Raw genomic sequence first — 12,263 nt, forward strand, 5'->3', positions numbered from 1 at the left:
TCGGCATACAAGATTGTAACGAAAAGCGGGAGAAATGTTGTTATAAAATGCCAAATGTTCTGCTCCTAAAAACAATAATAAATACCTATTTATTGATAGAATTAAAAGCCGAAATTGATAGAAAATGTTTCCTTTTTATTAATTATCTTTACCCCTCAAAAATAGACAATCATAATAACAGTACCTTTTAATGATAAACAACGAAGAATTTCAGGACGAAATAGGAAACAATCATATTAGTACAAATGCTAAAAACCCTGTAAGAGACGATGCTTTTGCGATTACAGATGACGAAAAGATTGAAAAAATAAAAAAAGACGTCGAAAATATCCTTTTGACGCTGGGAATGGATTTAACGGACGACAGCCTTAAAGGAACTCCAAATCGTGTTGCCAAAATGTTTGTAAAAGAAATTTTTGGAGGATTGAATCCTGATAAAAAACCAAAAGCTTCGACTTTTGAAAACAATTACAAATACGGCGAAATGCTGGTTGAAAAAAACATTACGCTTTACTCTACCTGCGAACATCATTTATTGCCAATTATCGGAAGAGCACATGTGGCTTACATTTCGAGCGGAAGGGTTATTGGTCTTTCAAAAATGAACCGAATTGTAGAACATTATGCTAAGAGACCTCAAGTTCAGGAACGTTTGACAATGCAGATTGTTCAGGAGCTTCAGCAGGCCTTAGGGACGGAAGATGTTGCCTGCGTTATTGACGCTAAGCACCTTTGCGTGAATTCTAGAGGAATCAAAGATATCGAAAGCAGTACGGTAACTTCTGAATTTGGTGGAAAATTTAAAGATCCTCAAACGAAAAGAGAGTTTTTGGATTATATCAAATTGAACACTAGTTTCTAATTAATTCAAACAATTAATTTTAAAATTTAACCATTAAGATATTAAGGAAATTAAGGCTTGAAATTCTTAATTCTTTTTAAGCCTTTAATTTTCTAATTATCACATTTTCTAATTATCACATTTCCTAATTATAAGACAATGCCATTATATAAAAGTCAAACCTTAAAAATATACAATTCTCTTTCGGGAGAAAAAGAAACATTTACGCCAATCAACGAAGGAAATGTGGGGATGTATGTATGCGGGCCTACAGTTTACAGCAATGTGCATCTTGGGAATGTGAGAACTTTTATGTCTTTTGACGTAATCTTTAGATACTTACAGCATTTGGATTATAAAGTACGCTATGTTCGAAACATTACTGATGTTGGACATATTGTAGACGATGTAGATGAAGGCGAGGACAAAATTGCCAAAAAAGCGCGTTTGGAACAATTGGAACCGATGGAAGTGGTTCAGAGATATACTGTAGATTTTCATGATATCCTGAATGCTTTTAACTTTTTACCTCCAAGTATCGAACCAACAGCAACCGGACATATTATCGAGCAAATCGAAATCATAAAAACCATTATCGATAAAGGAATTGGTTATGTGGCCAATGGATCAGTTTATTTTGATGTGGTTAAATTCAATGAAACTAACAATTACGGTGTATTAAGCGGTCGAAACATCGAAGACATGCTTGCCAATACCCGTGATCTTGACGGACAGTCGGACAAAAGAAACCCGCAGGATTTTGCACTTTGGAAAAAAGCCGAACCACAGCATATCATGCGCTGGCCTTCGCCTTGGAGCGACGGTTTTCCAGGCTGGCATTTGGAATGTACAGCAATGAGCACCAAATACCTTGGAAACCATTTTGATATTCACGGTGGCGGAATGGATTTGAAATTCCCGCATCATGAGTGCGAAATTGCACAAAACGAAGCCTGCACAGGTCATACTCCCGTAAATTACTGGATGCATGCCAATATGCTGACTTTGAACGGTAAAAAAATGGCAAAATCAACTGGAAATAATATTCTGCCGGGAGAAATTTTAACAGGCGACAATGCTTTTTTAAGCAAAGCTTTTTCGGCTTCAGTAGCGCGTTTCTTTATGTTACAGGCACATTACAGAAGCATTCTTGATTTCTCTGACGAAGCTATTATCGCTGCTGAAAAAGGATATAAAAGGCTGATGGACGCGATGGAAACTTTGAAAGCCATTTCGGCAAAAGAAACCAGCTCACTAGATATTTCTGGCTGGAAACAATTGTGCTACGATGCGATGAATGATGATTTCAATACGCCGATTCTTATTGCGCAGTTATTTGAAGGCGTTCGTTTTATTAATTTACTGAAAGACGAAAAAGAAACTTTAAATCCAGCAGATTTGAAACTATTTACCATAACAATGCAGGCTTTTGTATTTGATGTTTTGGGATTGGAAGAAGAAAAATCAAATGGCAATACTGATAAATTAGAAGGTGTCGTGAACATGCTTATCGGCATGCGTAAACAAGCAAGAGACAATAAAGATTTTGCAATGTCTGACCAAATCCGTGATCAATTAATAACATTAGGTATTCAGCTGAAAGACGGAAAGGAAGGAACAACTTTTAGTATAAATTGATTTTAGATTGTTGATTAACAATTTTTGACTTCAAAAAATCATGAAATTTCTAACAGCTCCTTTTATTTTACTCGTTCGGTTTTATCAAGGAGCCATCTCGCCTTTTACCCCTGCATCCTGTCGCTTTGAGCCAACTTGTTCGAGTTATATGATTCAGGCTCTGCAGATTCACGGATTGTTTTATGGAAGCTATTTGGGTATAAGAAGAATATTGAGATGTCATCCTTGGGGCGGAAAAGGTTATGATCCGGTGCCATCCTCTCCCCAGCCTTCTCCAAAGGAGAAGGAGAAAGAAAACAAAGAATGTAAGCATAATCATTAAAAATAAAAATCTTACCTTTTTGTTAACACAACGATTTAAATGAAAGTAATATTTTCACAAAAAAAATAAAAAATAAATGACACACGCTTTAAACATTATCTGGAATCCTTCTGAAGGTATTGACTTAGGTTTTTTCATTATTCGCTATTACAGTCTGATGTTTGTAATCGCTTTTGGATTGGGCTGGTATATCATGAAACATATTTTTGAAAGAGAGAATATTTCCATCGATAAATTAGATTCTTTATTTGTTTGGACAGTGTTAGCTACTTTGGTCGGTGCGCGTTTGGGACACGTTTTCTTTTACGACTGGGAATATTACCGCAACAATTTAGCCGAAATAATATTACCTTTCCGTTTCACTCCCAAATTTCAATTTACGGGATATCAAGGACTGGCAAGTCACGGAGCTACCATTTCAATTATCGCGGCGATGTATTTTTTCAGCAAAAAAGTACTCCACAAACCTGTTTTATGGATATTAGACAGAGTGGTTATCCCTTGTGCCAGCGGTGCTATTTTTGTAAGATTAGGAAATTTTTTCAATTCTGAAATCGTAGGTAAAGAAACTACATCTGCATTTGGAGTTCGTTTTGTTAGAGACCAATTTAGTCCAAGAGAGGCAGTCAATGCAACCCAGCTTCCAACACCAAAAGATGCCTACGACGCTATTGCTGCTAATCCTCAATTTGCAAATTTACTTCAACAGGTTCCCGCAAAGCATCCGGCGCAGTTATATGAGGCATTCTGTTATATCTTTGTATTTGCCGCATTATTTTTCCTTTATTGGAAAACAGATGCAAGAAAAAAATCAGGATTTTTATTTGGATTATTTTTAGTTCTTTTATTCACGGTACGTATTGTAGTCGAATCGGTAAAAGAGAGCCAGGGAGGCTTTGAAAGCGATTTAGGAAACGTATTATCAACAGGACAATGGCTGAGTATTCCGTTTATACTAGTTGGATTGTATTTTGTATTTACTGCAAAAAAGACGAATGAAATATAAATCACGTTCAATAATAATTTATAAACAGCCACTGAAAATTCAGTGGCTGTTTATTTTTTATAGCTATCCTAATTTTGAAGTGCTATAAACTGTCATTTCCCCATCTAAATACAGATCAGAAACCTCACTAAATTTTACGAAATATAATTGTTTCATATGCAGATCCAATCCTTCTTTATTTTCCCAAATCTCATGAAAAATAAAAACATTAGGATTTTCTATATTTTGATGCAGATCATATTGTAGACAGGCAGCCTCTTTTCTGGAATTCTCTACCAAATTCAGTAAGATTGTTTTTAATTCTTCTCTCTTTTCAGATTTACTTTTAATAATTACCGTCAAATTTATTTCCATAATTAGTTCAAAAAAACTTCCGTTAAATGATTTCTATACATCTCTAAATCGCTGTTTAAATTAGCTCCTTTCATGACATCATGGAAATGTAAGCTTTCCAATGGCTCCATTCCTGTAAAAGCATTCATTCTGTGGAAACCAAATAATACTCCATCATCAACGCTTGTTTCTCCAAAGAATTCTCCTGGCAGTGTAAAAGCTTCCTTCGGCGCATTCCAAGATGAAGTTACCATGTATTTTCTGCCGTGCAGCAGTCCTCCTGTTCCGTAATTGACTGCAGGATTTTTAGAGGAACGCCCATCACTTTTGTAAATACCATTATCATGACCTTCGGTGAAAACAACATCTATATATTTCTTGAAAGCATGTGGCAATTGAAACCACCAAATCGGCGTATGATAAATGATAACATCTGCCCAGACAAATTTTTCTACTTCTTGAGCAGGATCATATTCATCGTTTACATCTGTGCTTCTTACTTCAAAATCTTTATTATTTAGAAAAAATTCTGCAGTTGCATTTGCAATTGTCCGATTAAATTTTCCACCTGAATGGCCAAATTTCTGACCTCCGTTTATTATAAATATCTTTTTCATTTTTATTAGATTTAATTCGATGAAACAAATTTACGGCACTAATAAGTATTATTAAAATAACATAATTCATACCTTTGTATCATAATTATAATAACTGCATGAAATGGTAAATCTAGAATGGTATCGAACTTTCAAATATGTTTACAAAACAGGAACCTTAACTGGCGCGGCAGAAGCATTATTTATTTCACAGCCGGGAGTCAGTCTGCATTTGAGTTCGCTTGAAAGCTATGTCGGTTATAAACTATTTGACAGAACCAGCCGAAAAATGGTTCCAACCGAAAAAGGAAAAGTACTTTACAACTTTATAACCGATGCACTTTGCAAACTGGAAGAAGCCGAAAAAAATTTCCAGCGAAGTACTGAAAAAAACACCCCGACTATCAGCATCGGAATGTGTTTTGAAACTTTTCAAATTACGTTAGAACCCTATTTGGCAACCTTTCCGTTTAATGTGATTATTCAATTTGGGGAATATCCGGAAATGATTGAAAACCTCGACAAAGGTATTTTGGACTTAATCATCACGCCGCAGATGATTTCTAAAAATGCTATCGAGTATCAGGCTTTCTCATCGGAAACCATAATTCTAATTGCAGGCAGTGAAACTGATTCGAATGATTTTGATATTTTAAAAAAACAAAATGATCCCATAAAAATCGAAGAATGGCTAAAAAAGCAAAGATGGTATGGTACTACAGGAGACATGGAGCATTTAAGACGTTTTTGGCAGCTTAATTTCAACAAACATGCCGATTTCAGACCAAATTACATTGTTCCAAATTTAAACTCCATAGTACGCTGTTTAAGCAACAGCACCGGACTGGCAGTAATTCCAGATTTCTTATGTAAGTCAGAATTAGAAAGCGGAAAAATAAAACTTCTATGGGAAGGCAAAACTCCTTTAAAAAACACACTCTACTTTGCCAGCAAAAAGAAAACTATTTATACAAATGAAATACAATTGATAAAAGATACTTTTACAAAAATAATGTAGGCGCTTTTTATCAAAAAGACAACATATAAACTTTTCAGTAATGAGCAAAAAAAAGATTCAGTTTTCACTGAATCTTTTTTTTATAATTAATCTTTAGTGTTTTATTATGCCTGCTGATGTTTCACTTCTACATCATGTTTCTCATCCTTAGAAATGGTATCAACCAAAACAGGAGTAGCAATAAATAATGAAGAATATGTACCAATGATAATACCGATAAGCATTGCAAAGATAAATCCTCTGATAGACTCTCCACCAAAAACAAACATAATCAGCAATACAAAAATCATTGTTAATGAAGTATTGATTGTTCTAGACATTGTAGAGTTTATCGATTTGTTAACGATTTCTCCAAAAGTTCCTTTTGTTTTACCATCCAAGAATTCACGTACCCTGTCATATACAATTACAGTATCATTCATCGAGTAACCAATAACTGTCAGGATAGCAGCGATAAAGTGCTGATCAATTTCCATTCCGAAAGGCATGTATTTCCAAAGTAATGAATAAACTCCTAATACAAAGATAACGTCATGCGCAACAGCAGCGATAGCTCCTAAACTATATTGCCATTTTCTGAAACTGATTACTAAATATAAACCTACAATAAGCATTGCTCCTAAAACGGCCCAGTAAGCATTTGTTTTAATATCTTCTGCAACTGTTGGTCCAACTTTTGAAGCTTGTACAATACCTAATTTTTTACCGTCAAAAGTCTTTACAAATTTATCATAAGTCATATCAGCAGCATAATGTTTTTTCAAAGTCTGGTACAACATTTTGTTCACCTCTTCGTCAACTGCACTTCCTGTTTCCTGAATTTTATATTTGGTCGTAATTTTTAACTGATCGTCTTTACCAAATATTTTAGCTTCGGCACTGCCAAATACAGCGGTTAACTCAGCTTTAACCTCTTCAGGCTCCATAGATTTAGCAAAACGAACTTGGAAAGTTCTTCCTCCTACGAAATCCACGCCTTGATCAAAACCATGTGTAGCAATTGATACAATACTTACAATAGTAACAATAATAGAGAAAAGATAAGTCCATTTTTTGATTCCCAAGAAATCAAAGTGGAAATTAGTAAAGAAGTTTTTCGAGAAATTAGTCACGAAAGACAAATCGTTTTTACCTGCAATATTTTTATCAATAAAAATTCTGGCAATAAAAATAGAAGTAAATAAAGAGGTAATAATACCAATTAATAAAGTAGTAGCAAATCCTTTGATTGGTCCAGACCCAAAGATGAATAACACGGCTCCAGTCAAAATGTGGGTTACGTTTGCATCAACGATAGAACGCATAGCTCCAGTCCAGCTGTAAGAAGCTTTCACTGCTTCGTCTAAAGTTTTCCCGGCCCTTAATTCTTCTTTTGCTCTTTCATATATAATGATATTCGCATCCACCGCAGTACCCATTGTTAAAACGATACCCGCAATACCAGGCAATGTAAGCACAGCACCCAAGCTTGATAAAATACCAAACATAAATAATAAGTTGACTGCCAAAGCAATATTTGCATACCAGCCTGCTTTACCATAATAGATAATCATCCAAAGAGATACTAAAAGCAATCCAATAACTGCAGAATTAGTACCATTATCAATAGCTTCCTGACCCAAGGATGGTCCTACCACTTCAGATTGGATAATTTCAGCTGCTGCCGGTAATTTACCAGCTCTTAATACATTCGCTAAATCTTTAGTTTCTGTAACATCAAAATTTCCAGAAATCTCAGATCTTCCCCCAGCAATTGGTCCGCTGGAAACACCTGGAGCAGAATATACAATATCATCAAGAACGATAGCGATATTACTTTTTTGAGTATATGCTTTTCCTGTTAATTCTTCCCATTCTTTTGCACCAGTGTTGCTCATCTGCATAGAAACCGCTGGTTTTCCTAATTGGTCAAATGTATCGCTGGCATCTGTTACAACTCCGCCACCCATTGAGGCAACGTTATCCCTATTACCTTTTAAAGCATATAATTCAACAGCTTCAACCTCTTTTTCTTTTGCATCTTTAATAGTAGTTGGTTTTCCCCAAACAAATTTTGCATAACGCTGATCACCGGCTAACAAAATTCTGATATCAGCTCTTTTAAAATAAGAATTAATTACAGCAGTATCTTTTGGAGAGAAAAGACCTAAAACCGGTCCTCCGCCTTGAGCAATAATTTTATCTATAATAGGATTATTTCCTTTTTTAGTAGCGGTAGAATCTTTTGCATCAGTCAATAAAGCACTTAATGAATCTTTTGCAACAGTTTTAGTTTGAGTTTTAGCAACTTCAGTTTTCTTCAAAGCCTCATTAGCTGCCATGATGAAATTACCAATTTCTTCAATTTTATATGTTTCCCAAAACTCTAATTGAGCTGTACTCTGCAATAATTTTTTAATTCTGTCAATATCTTTAGCACCTGGAAGCTCTACAAGAATTCTTCCTGACTCACCTAATTTTTGAATATTTGGCTGTGTAACACCAAACTTGTCTATACGCTCTCTTAATACTTTAAAAGCACTTTCAACAGACTCATCAACTTTTCTTTTGATTACTTTTTGAACCTGAGCATCTGACATTTGAAAAGTAACACCGCCGTCACCCTGCAGACTTCTGTTTGCAAAAATTTCTGGAGATGCTAATTTTACAGAACCTTTAGAATTCGCTTCAAAAGCTTCAAAGAAGGCATCTATATAGGTCTGATTTCCTTGTTGATTTTTAGTAGCATCCGCCAAAGATTTATTAAAAACTGGATTTTTCGAATTATTTGATAATCCTTTCAAAATGTCTTTAACAGAAATCTGAAGAGTTACGTTGATTCCCCCTTCTAAGTCAAGACCTTTATTGATTTGTTTATCTTTTACCTCATTGAATGTAAAATCAGTAAAACCTAAGCTAAACACTTTTTCTTTACCAATTGAATCCAAATATTTTACTTCTTTTTCCGGGTTTCCGCCAGCAAAAGTTTTTGCATCACTTTTAACTTTACTCGAGACAAAAGTGAAAGAAAGTTGGTAAATACTTACCAATGCAAATAGAATTGCGAAAAATTTAATAAGTCCTTTATTCTGCATTACTACTAAAAATTAATTATTTTTATTTATTATTTTTTGCTTTAAACCCTATAAAATAAGCCATTACGTCATTTTTGAAAAACAAAAAAGAGATTCACGATTTATATCATTTTTTTTAAACCGAGCAAATATATAATTAACGGAAAGATTAACCAATTAATTTATTAATTAAAATCAAAAAAAAGACTGCAAAATTGCAGTCTTCTTTTTTTCCTATGAAAATTATTATACCAAAACTGATTTCAAATCAGCATTCATGTTTCTAACTGCCTCAGCACTTTTAGCAAAAGCTGCTTTCTCAGCATCATTCAATTCGATATCAACAATTTGCTCTACACCGTTTTTACCTATAATACAAGGTACTCCAATACAAATATCATTTTGACCATATTCTCCTTCTACAAGAACAGAACAAGCAATCATTTTCTTTTGATCATTCAAAATACTGTCAACCAAATAAGCAACAGAAGCTCCTGGAGCATACCAAGCCGAAGTTCCTAATAAACCCGTAAGCGTTGCTCCGCCAACCATAGTAGCCGCAGCAACTTTATCTAATTCTTCCTGAGATAAAAACTGAGATACCGGTATACCATTATAAGCAGCCAATCTTGTTAAAGGAATCATCGTAGTATCTCCGTGTCCGCCAATAACCATTGCCGAAATATCATTAGACGGTTTGTCCAATGCTTTAGATAAATAATATCTAAAACGGGAGCTGTCTAAAGCACCGCCCATTCCGATAATTCTGTTTTTTGGCAAACCAGTGGATTTCAATGTCAAATATGTCATTGTATCCATCGGATTAGAAACTACAACTACAATACAATTTGGTGAATGAGCCAATACATTCTCTGCAACAGTTTTAACAATTCCTGCATTAATTCCGATTAATTCTTCTCTAGTCATTCCAGGTTTTCTTGGAATTCCCGAAGTAATCACAACCACATCACTATTAGCTGTTTTAGAATAATCATTGGTAACCCCAGAAACATTGGTATTAAAACCAGTGTTTGTAGCACATTGCATGATATCCATAGCTTTACCCTCGGCAAAACCTTCTCTGATATCCAATAATACTACTTCACTTGCAATTCCTCTATAAGAAATTGAATCTGCACAGGATGCTCCCACATTCCCTGCTCCTACAATGGTAACTTTCATTTTTATTTGTTTTTTTATTAATTTCAAATCAAAAAACGAAAAATACAGCTCATTCTAAAAACTACGCATCGATATTTGCGTAAACTGCATTTTTCTCGATAAACTCTCTCCTTGGAGGCACTTCATCACCCATTAACATAGAAAAAACTCTGTCTGCTTCAACCAAACTGTCTATCGTAACCTGTCTCAGTGTTCTGAAATTCGGATCCATTGTAGTTTCCCACAATTGCTCCGCGTTCATCTCTCCAAGACCTTTATATCTTTGTATAGCAGCACTGCCGCCCATTCTTTCGTTCGCCTGATCGCGCTGTACATCTGTCCAGGCATATTCTTTCTTCGTTCCTTTTTTAACTAAATATAAAGGAGGAGCGGCAATATATACGTGTCCTTCTTCAATCAATTCCTTCATAAAACGGAAGAAGAATGTCAAAATCAAAGTTGAAATGTGGCTGCCATCGACATCGGCATCACACATGATAATCACTTTATGGTAACGTAATTTTGAAATATTCAAAGCTTTACTATCTTCTTCTGTCCCAACAGTTACACCAAGTGCCGTGAAAATATTTCGAATTTCTTCGTTTTCAAAAACTTTGTGATGCATCGCTTTTTCAACGTTCAAAATCTTACCACGCAATGGCAGAATAGCCTGAAAAGCACGGTCACGACCTTGCTTAGCCGTTCCGCCTGCCGAATCTCCCTCGACAAGATACACCTCACATTTTGCAGGATCCTGCTCAGAACAATCTGATAATTTCCCTGGAAGTCCACCGCCGCCCATTACAGTTTTACGCTGTACCATCTCACGCGCTTTCTTAGCCGCATGACGGGCCTGCGCAGCCAAAATTACTTTTTGAACAATAATTCGGGCATCATTTGGATTTTCTTCCAGATAATTTTCAATCATTTCACTCACCGCCTGACTCACCGGAGAAACCACTTCCCGGTTTCCAAGTTTCGTTTTGGTTTGCCCCTCAAATTGAGGCTCGGCAACTTTTACCGAAATAATCGCAGTAAGACCTTCACGGAAATCATCTCCGGAAATATCGAACTTTAATTTATCCAGCATCCCTGATGAATCCGCATATTTCTTCAATGATCTTGTAAGACCAGTCCTAAAACCCTGCAGGTGTGTTCCTCCCTCGTGCGTATTGATGTTATTTACATAAGAGAAAATGTTTTCTCCATAACTGGTATTATAAATCAAAGCCACTTCAACAGGAATCTCTCCCTTTTCGTGATCCATAGAAATCACATGAGCAATAATCGGCTCACGGTTTCCGTCTAAATATCTGATGTATTCTTTTAAACCTTCTGTAGAGTGAAATGTTTCAGAAACGAAGTTACCCTCTTTATCTTTTTCTCTTTTATCCGTAAAAACAATAGTGATTCCTTTATTCAGGAAAGCCAGCTCACGCATACGGGCCGAAAGCGTATCGTATGAAAACTCTGTTGTCTGCGTAAAAATAATCGGGTCAGGGTAAAAAGTCTGCTGCGTACCTCTTTTATCAGTTTCACCGATTTGTTTTACCGGATACATTGCCTTTCCTCTTTCGTATTCCTGCTCATAGATCTTGCCTTCTCTAAAAACAGTCGATTTCATATGAACCGAAAGCGCGTTTACGCAGGAAACCCCAACTCCGTGAAGCCCTCCGGAAACTTTATAAGAATCCTTATCAAATTTACCTCCCGCACCAATTTTAGTCATTACAACCTCAAGTGCAGAAACCCCTTCTTTTTTATGTAAATCTACCGGAATACCACGGCCGTTATCTTCAACTGTAATAGAACCATCTTCATTGATATCAACACGGATTGAATCGCAATGTCCTCCCATTGCCTCATCAATAGAGTTATCTACTACTTCATAAACTAAATGATGTAACCCTCTTACACCTACATCTCCAATGTACATCGATGGACGCATTCTCACGTGCTCCATTCCCTCTAAAGCTTGGATACTGTCTGCTGAATAATTGCCCTTCTTAATTTCTTCGCTCATATAATTTAATCTAAAAAATGTGTTTTTCGTCTAACAACAAATATAAGAAACCATAAAGGATTTAATGGTTAAAATCACATATTAAGTTGTTAAGTTATTAACAAAAAGACGAAAATATCTGTTTAAATTCCAGTATCAACAAAAAAACCAGATTCAATTACAAAAATCAAACCCAAAATGCAATTTCTGCCCAACAGCCTAAGTCTGATTATTCTTTTTTGAAGCAGAACATTGTACTTTCTTACAAGAATCCTCCCGCTATTCACTTCAAT

At 35.5% G+C, this 12,263-nt stretch carries 10 protein-coding genes; 5 read left to right on the plus strand and 5 right to left on the minus strand.

Going from position 1 to position 12,263, the window contains the following annotated elements; all coding sequences use genetic code 11:
- The first annotated feature begins 190 nt into the window (after positions 1-190).
- From folE to lgt, 4 genes are all read left to right on the plus strand, one after another.
- Positions 191-862, plus strand: a complete 672-nt coding sequence (gene folE, locus OZP07_RS16360; protein WP_281635947.1) for a GTP cyclohydrolase I FolE — start codon at positions 191-193, stop codon at positions 860-862.
- 138 nt (positions 863-1,000) lie between these two features.
- The gene (cysS, locus tag OZP07_RS16365; protein ID WP_281635948.1) at positions 1,001-2,479 is read left to right on the plus strand and encodes a cysteine--tRNA ligase; all 1,479 of its coding nucleotides are present in this window, start codon (positions 1,001-1,003) and stop codon (positions 2,477-2,479) included.
- A 40-nt stretch (positions 2,480-2,519) separates the two neighbouring features.
- On the plus strand, positions 2,520-2,801 hold the full coding sequence (gene yidD / locus OZP07_RS16370; RefSeq protein ID WP_281635949.1) for a membrane protein insertion efficiency factor YidD: 282 nt from the start codon (positions 2,520-2,522) through the stop codon (positions 2,799-2,801).
- A gap of 76 nt (positions 2,802-2,877) precedes the next feature.
- Entirely contained in the window at positions 2,878-3,807 is a 930-nt protein-coding gene (gene lgt / locus OZP07_RS16375; protein WP_281635950.1) for a prolipoprotein diacylglyceryl transferase, read from the plus strand.
- Between the two features lie 63 nt (positions 3,808-3,870).
- Here the strand turns inward: lgt and OZP07_RS16380 are convergent, their stop codons facing one another.
- Together OZP07_RS16380 and OZP07_RS16385 are read right to left on the minus strand one after the other, a co-directional pair.
- Positions 3,871-4,161, minus strand: coding sequence for a putative quinol monooxygenase (locus OZP07_RS16380; protein ID WP_281635951.1), 291 nt, complete (start codon positions 4,159-4,161; stop codon positions 3,871-3,873).
- Between the two features lie 2 nt (positions 4,162-4,163).
- Entirely contained in the window at positions 4,164-4,757 is a 594-nt protein-coding gene (locus tag OZP07_RS16385; protein WP_281635952.1) for an NAD(P)H-dependent oxidoreductase, read from the minus strand.
- Positions 4,758-4,860: 103 nt separating this feature from the next.
- Between OZP07_RS16385 and OZP07_RS16390 the strand changes: the two genes are divergently transcribed.
- Entirely contained in the window at positions 4,861-5,754 is an 894-nt protein-coding gene (locus tag OZP07_RS16390) for a LysR family transcriptional regulator (RefSeq protein WP_281635953.1), read from the plus strand.
- 104 nt (positions 5,755-5,858) lie between these two features.
- Here OZP07_RS16390 and secDF read toward each other — a convergent pair whose 3' ends face one another.
- The 3 genes from secDF to gyrB all read right to left on the minus strand — a co-directional run bounded on the left by secDF (position 5,859) and on the right by gyrB (position 11,991).
- Positions 5,859-8,828: a protein translocase subunit SecDF gene (secDF, locus tag OZP07_RS16395; RefSeq protein WP_281635954.1), complete on the minus strand. Its 2,970-nt coding sequence runs from the start codon at positions 8,826-8,828 to the stop codon at positions 5,859-5,861.
- 225 nt (positions 8,829-9,053) lie between these two features.
- Positions 9,054-9,989, minus strand: a complete 936-nt coding sequence (locus OZP07_RS16400; RefSeq protein ID WP_281635955.1) for a malate dehydrogenase — start codon at positions 9,987-9,989, stop codon at positions 9,054-9,056.
- A 61-nt stretch (positions 9,990-10,050) separates the two neighbouring features.
- Entirely contained in the window at positions 10,051-11,991 is a 1,941-nt protein-coding gene (gene gyrB / locus OZP07_RS16405) for a DNA topoisomerase (ATP-hydrolyzing) subunit B (RefSeq protein WP_281635956.1), read from the minus strand.
- Between the last annotated feature and the right edge of the window lie 272 nt (positions 11,992-12,263).

The organism is Flavobacterium marginilacus (assembly GCF_026870155.1).
Taxonomy (GTDB): Bacteria; Bacteroidota; Bacteroidia; order Flavobacteriales; family Flavobacteriaceae; genus Flavobacterium; species Flavobacterium marginilacus.